A 14,285-nucleotide genomic window follows, 5' to 3' on the forward strand; every position below is an offset into this window, starting at 1 on the left:
ATAATGAGTAGTTTTATGAAAATTTATAACTATATAGAGCAAACATTCTTTTTTACGTTAACACGTAAAATAGTCGGTAATTTAAGTTTTGTATTATTGTTCCAAGCAATTACGTTATTTTGGCTGCATCAGAGCTTAAGCGAACAACAGCAAAGTACAGGGCTATTTTGGCTTCTTACGCTTGTTATTATATCTGGTTTTATTTTTACTCTTTTTTATATGCGTTTTTTAATTGTTCGCCCTGTTACTGCTATGCGCGATACTTTGATAAAAATAAACCAACAAGATGCAAATTTAGCAGCAAAACTTCCCCACTTTTCGTATGACGAATTTAAAGATTTAAGTTCACAATATAATATATTTACTGCCCATTTAAGTGAGTTACTCAGCACAACATATAACAGTGCTCAAGCTAGTGCACACAGTAATATACAAGTCACTGAATCGATGAAAAATACTGAGCAATCAAGTGAGCAACAAATACAGTTAAGCCACAGTATTATTAATGCCAGTATGCAAATAACCCAAAGCTTACAAAACATAGTAAATAATACAGATAGCGTACATAACGTTAATAATGAACACCTTAACTTTGTAAAACTATCTGCATCAGAGCTCGCTGCTTTAGTAAAGCAGGTTAAACTTATTACTAATATGCTAGGTAGCTTTTCAAATACAATTGCGGGACTGAAAGAGAACAGTGAAAACATTCGTAGTATTTTAAAAATGGTTGAAGAGTTTTCTGATCAAACTAATTTGTTAGCCCTTAACGCCGCAATAGAAGCAGCTAGAGCGGGTGAAGCTGGCAGAGGGTTTGCCGTAGTTGCAGACGAAGTACGCACACTTTCAATAAAGGTAAGTGGCGCAACTAGGCAAATAAGCGACTTTATTACTCAAATGAATGAGCTAGTAAATGAAACAAATAAAGAGTCAGAGCAATTAATGACTCACTCCAATAATGCACAAAGCTCAATTAGTGCAACCTCCGAGGGTTTTACAAAAATGCTTAGTGAGTTTGAGCACAACCAACAGCAACTACAACAAATAGCCAGTGCTGTACATATGCTTGAGGGCACTCAAACTAATACTCACCAATCGGTAGAGCAAATAGTAGCTTTAGGTGAGCAAGCTAAACAGCAAATAGATACGGCATTAGCCGATAGCGAGCAATCTCAACAGTTAAGCTTACAAACCCAACAACAGTTAAAGCGCTTTGTGCGCTAAGAAGCGTTTTCGGGCTCAGAGAAATATGGTAAATTACGCAGCTATTAATTTAAGTGTGTGAAGTGTGTGAGCAACCCTACCCCAGACTATGAAAAATTAGCCCTGCAAATAAAAACCTGGGGACAAGAGCTTGGCTTTAGCGAAGTGGGCATTACTGATATTGACCTATCTAAGCACGAAGCCCAATTGCAACGCTGGCTTGATGCTGGCTACCACGGCTCGATGGATTATATGGCTGCTCACGGCATGAAACGCGCTCGCCCTGCTGAATTAGTACCTGGTACACAGCGTGTTATATCCGTAAAAATGAATTATCTCCCTCCCGATGCTGGCTTTGCAAAAACCTTAAAAAATAAAGAAAAAGCATACATAAGTCGTTATGCACTGGGTCGTGATTACCATAAATTAATGCGTAATCGTTTAAAAAAACTTGGCCAAAAAATAGAGCAAGAAATTGGCGAATATGGCTTTAGGCCATTTGTAGATTCAGCCCCGGTACTTGAGCGTCAACTTGCCGAAAAAGCCGGTTTAGGGTGGCGCGGTAAGCATTCGTTATTAATTAATCAAGAAGCAGGATCATGGTTTTTTTTAGGCGAGCTATTTATTGATTTACCCCTACCAATAGATGCAGAGAATACGTTTGAAGGCTGCGGTAAATGTGTTGCTTGTATTACTCTTTGCCCAACAGGTGCAATTGTAGAGCCTTACGTTGTTGATGCACGTAAATGCATATCGTACTTAACGATAGAACACCAAGGCCCCATACCCGAACAATACCGAACTTTATTAGGCAACCGTATATATGGTTGTGATGATTGCCAGTTGGTATGCCCTTGGAATCGTTATGGGCAAATAACGGATGAAAATGACTTTCATCCCCGTACTCAATTAAAAAATAAAGATTTACTTGAGCTATTTGCTTGGGATGAGCCTACATTTTTAAAAAATACCGAAGGCAGCCCTATTCGCCGCATAGGTCACGAACGTTGGTTACGTAATATAGCGGTCGGTTTAGGTAATGCAGAGTTTAGCCCGGCTATTATTCATGCCTTACAAGATAAAAGCCAAATATGCAGCGAGCTTGTTTTAGAACATATTGAATGGGCACTTGCTCAGCAAAACGATAAACAACGATTACAAATTCGTAAAACAGCTAGGTTAATCAGAATCGTAGAAAAAGGCTTACCCAGAGATGCATAATGCAGTTGGAGTAAGCCTTAAAGTAACATTATTTAATTAAGTATATTTAGCTCTTTAAAAGTAACGATAGATCTTGTTCTATCTCTGTAAAGGCTGCTTTTACTTGTTTAACAGACTCCTCTCTGGCCACTGAGTTTTGGATAGTTTCATCTACTTTTTTATAAATAAACACCTCCTGATCTTCATCCAGTCCCATTGATGGGATACGTTCTTCGAGCTCTTCTTGTAACTGTTTAAACACTTTTTCGTTGTTTTGACGGTTGTCATTCAATAAGCTAATTAAGCCATGAAACTTACTGTGAACTGTACTTGCTACGGCATTAAGTTTTGCTTGTTGTGATTCAAGCATTTTCTTAGTCATGATGGCGCGTAGCTGCTGCTCGGTAACACTGACAATAAAACATACGTGGTCGCGTATACGCCCGTGTTTATCTGGATCGTGATCAGGCATATTTAAAATAAGTAAGCTAATCAATTCATAGTTAACTAAAATTCGATGCGAAAATTCATGTAAACGCCCTTTGTTTTTAAGCATTTCAAATAGCTCCACCACAATAGGTGAACACACGCCACTTAATGCAAAGTGACTAATTTCATCGTTCTCTCTAAACTCAACATTACTTTGCAAATCAAAAGATTGTAGGCAATCTATAAGCGCTTTACCTAGCTCTTGAGGGTCGTTAATAAAGCCTATGTTTTCAACGTAGTTAACTATCTGCCCCATTTCACTGCTGTTAGCCATGGCATTAAATGCAGTTGATGTAGCATCTTCAACTTGCTTTTCAAGGCTTTGTTTTTCAACAAGTACTTGGTTTAAATTTTTAAGCTTTGACTTAAGTTCATCATGGCCAAAGGGTTTTACAATATAGTCTTCTGCACCAACCGAGTAGCCTTCCATGCGCTCTTCAACTGTGCCACGAGCAGACACAAACATAACAATAATGTGTGCTGTATTTGGGTTTGCTTTAAGTGCCTTACATACTTCATAGCCGTTCATTTGCGGCATACTTACGTCGAGCAATATAACCTGAGGCATATAGCCCTCAACCATGTTTAAACACTCAGGACCATTCGTTGCTACTTGTAATTCAAAATCAAGATCCTCTAAAATCTCCTCAATAATTTCAAGGTTAAAGGGTTCGTCATCAACGGCAAGTATTTTAGTTAAGGCCATAATTTATCATCCATTCAAATTCTCAAAAAGTTACTTGGCTGCCAAAAAACAATTAATTACTGTGTTGTATTAATTGCTCTTCAGCCAAATGCTCATCTAGATTTATTTCTAATGGCACTTGTATGGATATAGTTGCGCCACCATTTTCGTTATTGTGCGCAGTGATCTCTCCTTGGTGTAAAGATACAAACTCTCTACACAATGCAAGGCCCAATCCTGTACCACCGGCACCGCTATTTGTTTTACTGCTTTGTACAAACTTAGTAAAAATATGCTCCAGCTCATCTTCTGGGATGCCGACCCCACTATCGGTAACCTCTATGGTAGCAAATCGACTATCTGACTCTAAATTTATCTGTATTTTACTTTTTGGTTCACTAAATTTGAGTGCATTACCTAATACGTTTCGAAGTAACTGGTTTATTTGCTCTTCATCACACTGCGCAATTACAGGTAATGGCTGCGCGGTAAATACAACCTCAATTTCTTTTTCCATTGCCGTACCAGATACATCATCAATACTTGTTTTTATAATGTTCGCTAAATTATATGGACGAGGATTAAATGGAAACTTACCCACATCTAGCTTAGATAGGTCGAGTAAATTATTTAGTAACGACAGTAAACGCTCACCACTACTCTCTATTCGCGATAGATATTTAATGAGTTTTTCTTTTGCAAAATCTCCAGTTTCTAGCTTGCTTAAACCAAAACGCGAAAAGCTTAAAATAGAGTGCATAGGTGTTCGAAGTTCATGCGACATATTTGCTAAAAATTCTGATTTACTTAAGTTTGCAGCCTCAGCCACGTTTTTAGCGTGCTCGAGCTGTGAGGTACGCGCTCTTACTTGCTCTTCAAGGAGATCTTTTGCTTCAAGTAGTAAATCTTCTTTTTGCTTAAGGTGGGTTACATTTTTAAATATTACGGCAAGTGCTATTTCGCCATGGTGATCTATTTCATTAAAAGATCCCACTAACGGTATATAGCCCCCTGCAGTTTTAGATAAACGTAAGTCGCAGCTAAATTGGCGATTACTATTTAATGTCGATATTTTATTTTTAATACCTAATGTTGAATCATCATCTAAAAAGCTAAATACTGATTTCCCTTCGAGTTCGTTAAACGGTAAGTTAAATAGTTTTAAACAGGCATCATTAGCTTCTATCACTCTACCGCATTTCTCAAACAACATAATTGCATCGGGCGTATGCTTATAAATAACCTGAAGTAGGCTGTCTTTTTCAATCAGGGCATCAACTGTATCTTGTAGCCTTTCGACGAGTTCTGCGTTATGGCGTTTTAATAGCTCTGTTTGCCACAGTTTATGTATTGATTGTAATAATGAGCTGTCGTTCAATGGCTTAATAAGTACGTCTTCTACACCTTGACGAATAGCTTCAATCATTGAAACTTGATCGGGACGTGAGGTAAATAATAAGCAACGGCAATGTGGTTGCATTATTTTTAAGTTTGAAAAAATTTCTAAACCGGTTCCGTCATCTAAAACAAAATCACTTATTAGTATATCGATTTGCTTTTCTTTCGTAATTTCTAAAGCTTCTGCAGAGGTGGTTGCTGTATGGGTCTCGATATGAGCACCAATCAAGCTATTTTTCATTTTTTCGAGGCGCTCAGGAACATGATCGACGAGTAAAATAGTAGGTAACTGCAAAATATGATTAGAGCCTAATTCTAGTAGGCTCTCTAAAAGAGAAGTAATTTCTTTATTAGAAAAAAACGGGTAGATCACGGTTGCGTCAGGCGCAACATGATTTAGCTCACTAAACGCAGTTAGTTGCTCACCACTTTGTGCTTTTGGAGCAAGCAGCATAAAACGCTCTTGCGCTACTTGGCTAACAAGCGGTTTTATAGAATCAACAGGCACACCATGGGCAACAACAACTAAGTCGTAGTCGCCTATATTGGTATACATGTCTAGCATGCTGAAATGAATTAATTCGACTTCACATCCTATTAATTCTAAAAGCACTTTCACACGCATTGCGATGACACTGCTACTATCAACAATTAATATTTTTCGAATCATCAAGCTACACTTCAAATTAATAAACTTAATATGTTAATAGCGTAGACTATTTTTATTTAATTGGCATAAACCCTTCGTCTTATTTTGTAAAAAAATATTACAACATTATGAAAAATAATTTATTCCAGATGTTTTCCAAAAATAGTAAGGCTATACGCCTTATCATCCATTATGGCAACGCTTGGCAACTCACCCCATATTGCAAAATCAAAATGCTTAAACAATTTAACACTCGGTAAGTTATGACTAAAAATAAAGCCGAGTAATACTTTAATATTTAATTGCTTAGCTTGTGTTTGAGCAAATATCATTAGCTTTTTACCAAGCCCTTTACCTTGCGCTTTACTGGTAATGTAAATGCTCATTTCTACTGTGCCGTCGTAAGCTGGGCGCCCATAAAACGATTTATAACTTACCCAAGCAAGTACTTGGTTATTTTCGCAGTAAACGTAAATAGGCCTTTTATCGTTGTGGCTATTAAACCAGTCACGCTTTTCGTCAACGCTCACTTCTTGCGTATCTGCAGTTACCATTCGCCCTGCAATAGTTTCGTTGTAAATGGCTACAATTTCATTAAGATCATTAATAGTTGCTAAACGGATTGTCATAGGTCATTAGAGGGTTGATCAATTTGTTCCATATTAGCGTATGATTATCCAATCAAACAATCGTAAAGTTTAGGTAATGTAATGCTTAAAATAATTATAATAGGTTTAACGGCTTTACTTATTAATGCTCCCCTTCAAGCTCAAACACCATCAACCATAAATAAAACCTCTACACAGGACTGCCAAGATTTTACCAATGTAGATATACGAAAGCTTCGCTCAAAAGAATCTATTAACTTGTGCCAATTTAAAAATAAACCTTTGTTAATAGTAAACACGGCAAGTAATTGTGGTTTTACATATCAATTTAAAGGCCTTGAAGCGCTATATCAACAATACAAAGAGCAAGGTTTAGTCGTATTAGGGTTCCCCTCTGATGACTTTTTTCAAGAAGAAGACAATGAAAAAGAAACAGCGAAAGTATGCTTTGTAAATTATGGTGTAACTTTTCCCATGTTTGCCACCAGCAAAGTTCGTGGTAGCGAAGCAAATCCAATTTTTAAATATTTGAATGAGCAAACTAGCTCTCCAAATTGGAACTTTTATAAATACTTAGTGTCTGCTGATCGTAAAACAGTTTTACGGTTTAACAGCAAAGTGGCACCTAATTCAGAGCAAATGATTACTGCAATTGAAACTGCGTTTTCTGATAAATAAGTTTATACTGGTACAATTAGTTGAAACTAACTAGAATGATATTTCAATTCGGTTAAAAAAACACCACACTATACTCGGGAGATTTTATGACAGTAGCAAGCGCACGACATATACTTGTAGACAGTGAAGCACAATGCTTAGACTTAAAAACAAAAATTGAGCAAGGCGAAGACTTTGCTGAACTAGCCAAAGCGCATTCAAACTGCCCATCAGGTCAAGATGGCGGTGCTCTTGGTGAGTTTGGCCCTGGTATGATGGTTCCAGAGTTTGATAAAGTTGTGTTTTCTGCGCCAATTAATCAAGTACAAGGCCCTGTACAAACTCAATTTGGTTATCATTTACTTGAAGTTACTAGCCGTTCAGAATAAATTTAACTGTACTGTAAGTAACATTTGATAAAAGCCGCTTATGCGGCTTTTTTATGGAGTAATTATGCAATTAATTGGTTCTGTACCTTCACCTTACGTGCGCCGCATTAGAATTTGGGCACAACAAAACAGCTGCAAACTAGAGCTTGTAAGTCTCGATATATTTTCTGAGCAAGATCGCCCTACTATGGCTAGTAAAAATCCAGCTCGAAAAATTCCAATCCTGGTAGATGGCGACTTAACACTTAGTGACTCTAATTCTATATTACGTTATTTACTTGAAAAAACAGGTCAGCCAAAACTAACGTGGCCTCAAGAGCACTTACTTACGACTATAAATGCCTGTAACGATTCGTTAGTAGAAATGGTGTTATGTAAACGTTCTGGATTTGACACCAAAAGCGATAAATTATTTTTTAATCTGCAAAACGAACGTATTGAACAAACATTAAGCTTTTTAAATACCCATTTAAGCGATGAAGAATTTAAAAGCTGTGAATACCTCAACATCAGTTTATACTGCCTGCTTGATTGGATTTGCTTTCGCGAATTAGCTGACTTTAGTCAGCATTCAGCGCTTGTTGCTTTTCATAAGCAATATGACGAGCGCCAAGCAGCAATAGACACCAATCCTCGTCACTAATTTAAAAGGGTAAACACATGAGCGATATCGAAATTGAATCACAACTAGTTAACTTCGTAGAAAAAGTACGTGTTAGCGAAGTAATTTGGGCACTTGGTGCAGAAGATAATGGCTTTGTAGTGTGCGATTCTAACCAATTTGACGAAACTGACGTACTACTGCTTTGGGAAAGTGAAGCAGCAGCTAAAGCACAGTGTAAAGAAGAGTGGAAAGATTACAGCCCAGTAGAAATCAACCTTGATGAATTTTTAGATGCATGGGTTGAAGACTTAAATGAAGATAACGCACTTGTTGGTATCAATTGGAATGACGACCAAGTATGTGCAGAAATTGAACCTACAGGTTTAGCTCGCGCATTGAGTGAATAATACTTTATACGCTTTACTCTAAAAGCGGATAAAACCCGACTAGCATCTACTGCTAGTTGGGTATAAAATAAAACACATCATTATTTTCAAGGTATTACGTTGAAAACCCATCTTGGTCGCCGGCCCTTTTCAGCCATGGAACTGCACACTCTTTATAATGGATATATATACGGTGATTTTAAAGTTGCACGAGAGCAACCAAAACACTGGCATTTTTGGCTCCCTTTAATTGCATATTATAGTGGTGCTTATAGCGATGAGATTGGTTATTTAACGCTTGATGATCTGTCCCTTGAAAAAAACGTCTTATGCTTTAATTTTCATACCCACGGTAAAATAAAGCCTCGCTTAGTTCCTGTACATCAAGCACTTATAAATGCTGGATTTAATGAATATATAACGTTCATCAAATCGCAAAACCAACACCGATTAATGTTCGACTTACCCGCTAAAACTGGCAGGTACAGTGAGAAAGTCCGCATTTGGTTTTCAGGCGAAGGTGAGCGAGCCGGTTATCTGCAAAAATGTGATATACCAAACGTAGATCAACTCGGTATGAAAACAGCAATAAGCAGTCTTCGTCTTAACTTTGAGCAACAAGTGCGTATATACGCCCTACAAGCTAACTCTAAAGACGCTTTTAATTACTTGATGGGTTTTAACGAGTATCCATACGATGTGTTTAGCGATACCCACTTATTAAATACCGTTGTCCAACAAATACGTATTATTAACTCACACCTGCATTGGCAGCGTTTTATAACGCGCGAAAGCCACTGACAAACTTTGTTACTATTTCCCCTTAAAGTCACCGTTATAATCAATTACTCTATTTAAAAAAACTGTTAGGATATCTAACCCCCTAATTATATGAGCATAAAAAAGCCTATTTAGGGTAGTTTCTAACAACAACAATCTAGGGATCACTATGTTTCTTAAAAGCCTCTTAACAGTGAGCGTTGCTTTGGCAATGGGTGCTGCAAACGCTAACGAATTCGTTATTGAAAAACTCGCAAAACCAAGTTCACAACAGGTGTCGTTAACACTCGACCCGAGCCAAGATACATTCACAGGGATGACTGAGATTTCCCTAGAAGTACTAAAACCAACAAAATACATTGAGTTAAATGGCGTAGCTTACGCTATTAAAATGGCGCAACTGCTTGGTGATGAAAACTGTGATTTAAACAATGAAATGCTTAAAACAGGTAAAGTAAAATTTAGCTGTGATGAGCAAATTCAACCAGGTAAATACACACTTAAAGTTGATTTTTCAGCGCCATATAACCGTCAAAGTGTTGGTTTATACAAAACATTAGACCAAGGCACTCCTTACTTATTTACTCAATTTGAAATGAGTGATGCACGCCGTGCATTTCCTGTTTTTGACGAGCCAAGTTACAAAATTCCATTTCAGTTAACGATTACGGCACCTACATCACAAAAAGTATATTCAAATACGCCAGAGTTAAAAACAACAGTTAATGGCGATATGACCACACACTTTTTTGATAAAACACCGCCAATCCCTTCATACCTAGTAGCTATGGCTGTTGGCCCGTTTGAAGAATTAGAAATTAAAGGCATGCCAATTCCTGGTCGTGTAATTACCCCTCAAGGTAAAATTCACTTAGCCCAATACGCAAAAGAAAATATGCCAAAAGTACTGGGCGCACTTGAAGCGTATTTTGGTATCCCTTACGTTTACAAAAAACTAGACTCAGTAGCGGTACCAGAGTTTCCATTTGGCGCAATGGAAAACTCAGGCTTAGTGACCTACAGAGAAGATATTTTATTGGTTGATTTAGCTGCCGCAACACGCAGCAAAAAACAACGTAATGTATCAATTATTGCTCACGAACTTGCTCACCAATGGTACGGTAACTTAGTAACCATGAAATGGTGGAACGACTTATGGTTAAACGAAGCGTTTGCTAGCTGGATGGCTGCAAAAATTACTAAGCAGCTTAACCCTGAGTTTGAATCGCACTTAGACCTGCCACAAAACAACGTAATGGCACTTGATGCACGCCTAAGCACCAAGCCTATTCGTAAGCCAATTAAAACCGAAGCTGACATTATGGATGGTTTAGGTCTTGCTTACAGTAAAGGCAGCTCAGTACTTGCTATGGTTGAAAACTGGATTGGCGAAGATGCATTTCAAAAAGGTATTCAAAGCTACTTAAAAGAGTTTTCATATAAAAACGCAGAAGCGGCCGACCTGTGGGAAGCACTTGGTAAAGCATCAAATAAAGACGTAGCGAGTGTTTTAAAATCGTTTATTGAACAGTCTTCTTTCCCATTAGTTAAAGTAACTCAACAAGGTAGCAAAGTAACTATTTCACAAAGCCGCTTTGTAAATGCAGGCGTTGATGCGCCAGAGCAGTTATGGAATGTACCGGTTGCAATTAAATATGGTGCTGGCGATAAAGTAAAAACAGCAAATGTATTACTTAATAAACAAAGCCAAACGCTAGACTTAGACTTTGAGCCAGAATGGATTTATCCAGATCAGGGTGCACTAGGCTACTACCGCTGGGTAATGGATGACGCACAATTTAGCGCACTTGTTAAAAAGGCGCCAAGCGTACTGAGTGACCGTGAACGCTTAGCGTTGTTATCGGCTACTGATGCACTACTTGACGCTGGTGTTATATCTGCTGCTAAGTTAATGCAAACACTTGAAGTGTTCGTAAGCGATAGCCACCCTCGCGTAGCAAATACCGCGCTAGGTTACTTAGTATCGCAACAACGTACTTTTAAAGACGATAGCAATAAAGACCTATGGCCTGAATTTATTCGTAATGCAGTAACGCCTGCAGCTAAAAAATATGGTTTAGAAGCTAAAGCAGGAGAAGACGGAGCTATTGCACAACTTCGTGCGGCCGTTGTATCACGCTTAGGTTTTGATGGTGAAGATCAAAACGTCATTAATAAAGCGAAAGAACAAACACAAGTTTATTTAAATGATCCACAAAAAGTAGATCCTTACTTAGCGGGTACGTACTTAACTCTTGCTGCTTTTCATGGTGACAAAGCGCTGCTTGATCAATTCATGACAACGTTTAAAACAACGAAAGATCCACAAGTACGCACTAACATGCTTGCTGCAATGGGCTTTTTTGGTAAACCTGAGTTACAAAAAGCGGTATTAGCTTATAGCTTAACGGATGAAGTAACTGCATCTGACATGCGTACTATTTTGTCAGGTCAAAGTTATACTGATGAGCGCCAAGCGTTATTTATTGACTGGGTTTACAGTAACTACGATAAAGTAACAGCAAGCTTACCGCCTTTCTTTATTCCTAACTTACCGTACTTTACAACGGCGAGTTGTAATGCAGAAAGCTTAGCTAAAACAAAGACCTTTTTTAACGAAAAAGTAGCCGATGTAGCCGGTTACGCTCGTACATTAAGTAAGCTTGAAGAAAGCACAAACGATTGTATCGCGCTTAAAACACGTGAACTTGAATCGGTTAATAGCTTCTTAAAAAGTAAGTAACCCTTAGGTTTATTAAGCTATAAAAACACAAAAGCCGCTGAATATAAATTCAGCGGCTTTTTACGTTTATATTTTATTAGTTACCAATAATCATAGTTAGCTTGGCTATAAAGTCTTTTGCTGCTTGCTCAGAGTTTATTTTAAATGCCACACCGTAGTGAATAGGCTGAGCACTTTTAAAAATACGTGTAGGAAAGCGTGTCATCTCGCTGCTATGAAAGTAGCCTTGCGCACGAGTTACGCCATCAATATCACTAAAGTCATCGCTAAACACCTCAAATGCTGGGCGAATTACTATTTTACCCTTGCCGCTTTCGCTGTGGGTATAAAATGCTTCTTTAGAGTTTACTAACATGTACTCTGCAATATTTTTAATCTTAAAATTACTTCTACACTGTAATTTAATGAGCTGTTCTGTCAGCTCGTCTGCACTATAAGCCACGTGTAATCCCTATTAGTTAATTTGCGTATTAGATTAACGCATACACACAATAAAATCTGAATTTATTTGTCTGCTTTACTGCGTTATATCACATACAAAAGCGAGTTTTTCATTGTTGTAACTCATTCTTGTTATATTTGTTTCGCAGTAGGTGCTTAAATTAAGCCATTGCGATACTTCATCACTTCCATCAAGTTTACGCTGATAAACGCGGTTTTTAATAGCATAAGCGATAGTTGCATCATCTTTCAAAATAAAATCTTGAACTTGAGCAGGTAACCTTAGTAGGTCTTCAACCTGTTTATCTTGTGGATTAAAACTCGCTAAAATATGTTGCTCGTTTTTAGTGTAACTAAATAAAAATGCAGCCGTAGAGTTATTATAAATAAGCGTTCGGCCAATATTGCTGGCAGCTATTTTCCCCTTCGCTTGTGCAACAGAAGTATATTGAAGAGTGTGAGGCTTTCCTAAAATAAACATCACTAAATCATTTTGAACGCCCCAAGCATGGTACCCAACAGGTTCAATCCAATCAAAAATACGACTTGGCGCATCTTCGCTTTTGAGTGGGTATTGCCACAGTTTTTGCTTACCATCTGCCTCTACAACAATCGCTGATACTGCATCACCACTTGGCATAACCGTTGGTGAATATTCGCTTACGGGAGAGTTACTGATATTAATAACTTTTTTTGATGTTAAATCGTAATAAGCAATATCGGTTTGGCTTTGCTCATCTGCAATCACCTCATGAGTAAAGTATAAACCTGTACTTGTTAAGTGCGGTTGGTTGTTATAACTGTTTTTATCACTCACTATACTAACTTGTACCCCGAAAGGTGTATTTAAATCAGCAAGTAATACTTGGCTTTTTGGCATGCTAGCCTGCGCCATAATTGGGCTAAGCGCTACTATAGAAAATATCCCAAGTAATGGTTTAATAAGTTTCATGCTTTCTCTCGTTTTAATTTTAAGCACCTCATGATAACGTTATTTGCTGATGACGTCACTTGAGCTAAGTCAGTCAACTCTTAAGATACCCAAACGGCTTAAAATAATGTTAAGTTTAGTCTGGTTATAAAACCTGGTCCTAAAAAAGAGAATTAACATGTCAGCTAAAAATCCTATTATTGCGATTACGGGTTCGTCTGGTGCGGGTACAACCACCACAACCAATGCAATTAAACATATTTTCCGTAGCCTTAATATTGAAGCGGCTTTTATCGAAGGAGATAGCTTTCATCGTTACACTCGCCCTGAAATGGATAAAAAAGTACGTGAAGCACAACAAGAAAATAAACACATTAGTTACTTTGGCCGAGAAGCAAATGACTTTGGTGCTTTAGAAGCGTTGTTTGAAAACTATAGTGAAACAGGCCAAGGTAAGTTACGCCGATACTTACACACCTTTGATGAAGCCGTCCCATATAATCAATTACCGGGTACATTTACTCCTTGGCAAGACCTTGATAGTAATACTGATATATTGTTTTATGAAGGGTTACACGGCGGCGTAGTTGATCAAGATGTAGACGTAGCAAAGCATGTCGATTTATTAATAGGCATGGTTCCAATTATTAACCTTGAGTGGATTCAAAAATTAATACGCGACACATCCGAACGAGGCCATTCTCGCGAAGCGGTTATGGGCTCTATTGTGCGCAGTATGGATGACTATATAAATCATATTACCCCGCAGTTTTCTCGTACCCATATTAATTTTCAACGCGTGCCTACTGTTGATACATCAAACCCATTTAGCGCCAAAGATATTCCATCTCTTGATGAAAGCTTTGTAGTTATTCGCTTTAGGGGTATTGATGATGTTGATTTTCCTTATTATTTACGGATGATCGAAGGCAGTTTTATGTCTCGTATAAATACACTTGTAGTACCAGGCGGTAAAATGGGCTTAGCTATGGAGCTTGTACTTACCCCATTAATTAAAGATATTATTTTGAAAAAGCGTGCACTGGAAAACCTAGCACCACTCGATTTACCTATTTGATTACCGACTCTTTTTTGTTAAAGCTAACTCACGTACACTGCTGA

Annotated in this window: 14 protein-coding genes; 9 read left to right on the forward strand and 5 right to left on the reverse strand. The window is 37.9% G+C overall.

All coding sequences use genetic code 11. From position 1 onward, the window contains the following. Positions 1-3 precede the first annotated feature (3 nt). Positions 4-1,224 carry a methyl-accepting chemotaxis protein gene (locus CXF64_RS09315; protein WP_101216875.1) on the forward strand — a complete coding sequence of 407 codons (1,221 nt, stop codon included), beginning with the start codon at positions 4-6 and terminating at the stop codon, positions 1,222-1,224. A 66-nt stretch (positions 1,225-1,290) separates the two neighbouring features. Next, the gene (gene queG, locus CXF64_RS09320; protein ID WP_007579922.1) at positions 1,291-2,424 is read left to right on the forward strand and encodes a tRNA epoxyqueuosine(34) reductase QueG; all 1,134 of its coding nucleotides are present in this window, start codon (positions 1,291-1,293) and stop codon (positions 2,422-2,424) included. 46 nt (positions 2,425-2,470) lie between these two features. On the opposite strand, the gene CXF64_RS09325 is transcribed toward queG, so the two are convergent. The 3 genes from CXF64_RS09325 to CXF64_RS09335 form a co-directional block, all read right to left on the reverse strand. Next, positions 2,471-3,598: a response regulator gene (locus CXF64_RS09325; RefSeq protein ID WP_101216876.1), complete on the reverse strand. Its 1,128-nt coding sequence runs from the start codon at positions 3,596-3,598 to the stop codon at positions 2,471-2,473. A gap of 52 nt (positions 3,599-3,650) precedes the next feature. Next, on the reverse strand, positions 3,651-5,645 hold the full coding sequence (locus CXF64_RS09330) for a hybrid sensor histidine kinase/response regulator (RefSeq protein WP_101216877.1): 1,995 nt from the start codon (positions 5,643-5,645) through the stop codon (positions 3,651-3,653). A gap of 119 nt (positions 5,646-5,764) precedes the next feature. Continuing rightward, positions 5,765-6,253: a GNAT family N-acetyltransferase gene (locus tag CXF64_RS09335; RefSeq protein ID WP_007579917.1), complete on the reverse strand. Its 489-nt coding sequence runs from the start codon at positions 6,251-6,253 to the stop codon at positions 5,765-5,767. Between the two features lie 81 nt (positions 6,254-6,334). Here CXF64_RS09335 and CXF64_RS09340 point away from each other — a divergent pair, with 81 nt between their 5' ends. The 6 genes from CXF64_RS09340 to CXF64_RS09365 all read left to right on the forward strand — a co-directional run bounded on the left by CXF64_RS09340 (position 6,335) and on the right by CXF64_RS09365 (position 11,791). Continuing rightward, positions 6,335-6,910 carry a glutathione peroxidase gene (locus CXF64_RS09340; protein ID WP_024609133.1) on the forward strand — a complete coding sequence of 192 codons (576 nt, stop codon included), beginning with the start codon at positions 6,335-6,337 and terminating at the stop codon, positions 6,908-6,910. Between the two features lie 86 nt (positions 6,911-6,996). Then, complete coding sequence (locus CXF64_RS09345) at positions 6,997-7,278, forward strand: peptidylprolyl isomerase (RefSeq protein WP_002958009.1); 282 nt, start codon at positions 6,997-6,999, stop codon at positions 7,276-7,278. Positions 7,279-7,342: 64 nt separating this feature from the next. Further along, positions 7,343-7,921 carry a glutathione S-transferase family protein gene (locus CXF64_RS09350; protein ID WP_007579913.1) on the forward strand — a complete coding sequence of 193 codons (579 nt, stop codon included), beginning with the start codon at positions 7,343-7,345 and terminating at the stop codon, positions 7,919-7,921. Positions 7,922-7,938: 17 nt separating this feature from the next. After that, positions 7,939-8,289 (forward strand): DUF2750 domain-containing protein, encoded by a 351-nt coding sequence (locus CXF64_RS09355; RefSeq protein WP_007579911.1) that lies wholly within the window; start codon positions 7,939-7,941, stop codon positions 8,287-8,289. 99 nt (positions 8,290-8,388) lie between these two features. Further along, positions 8,389-9,069: a hypothetical protein gene (locus CXF64_RS09360; RefSeq protein WP_101216878.1), complete on the forward strand. Its 681-nt coding sequence runs from the start codon at positions 8,389-8,391 to the stop codon at positions 9,067-9,069. A gap of 148 nt (positions 9,070-9,217) precedes the next feature. Further along, positions 9,218-11,791: a M1 family metallopeptidase gene (locus CXF64_RS09365; protein WP_101216879.1), complete on the forward strand. Its 2,574-nt coding sequence runs from the start codon at positions 9,218-9,220 to the stop codon at positions 11,789-11,791. A 76-nt stretch (positions 11,792-11,867) separates the two neighbouring features. Here the strand turns inward: CXF64_RS09365 and CXF64_RS09370 are convergent, their stop codons facing one another. Together CXF64_RS09370 and CXF64_RS09375 are read right to left on the reverse strand one after the other, a co-directional pair. Beyond that, complete coding sequence (locus tag CXF64_RS09370) at positions 11,868-12,233, reverse strand: hypothetical protein (protein WP_007579906.1); 366 nt, start codon at positions 12,231-12,233, stop codon at positions 11,868-11,870. 75 nt (positions 12,234-12,308) lie between these two features. Beyond that, on the reverse strand, positions 12,309-13,184 hold the full coding sequence (locus tag CXF64_RS09375) for a hypothetical protein (RefSeq protein ID WP_101216880.1): 876 nt from the start codon (positions 13,182-13,184) through the stop codon (positions 12,309-12,311). A 157-nt stretch (positions 13,185-13,341) separates the two neighbouring features. On the opposite strand from CXF64_RS09375, the gene CXF64_RS09380 reads away from it, so the two are divergent. After that, positions 13,342-14,241 (forward strand): phosphoribulokinase, encoded by a 900-nt coding sequence (locus tag CXF64_RS09380; RefSeq protein ID WP_007579904.1) that lies wholly within the window; start codon positions 13,342-13,344, stop codon positions 14,239-14,241. The last annotated feature ends 44 nt before the right edge of the window (positions 14,242-14,285 follow it).

It is taken from the genome of Pseudoalteromonas sp. GutCa3 (assembly GCF_002836155.1).
GTDB classification, from domain to species: Bacteria; Pseudomonadota; Gammaproteobacteria; order Enterobacterales; family Alteromonadaceae; genus Pseudoalteromonas; species Pseudoalteromonas arctica.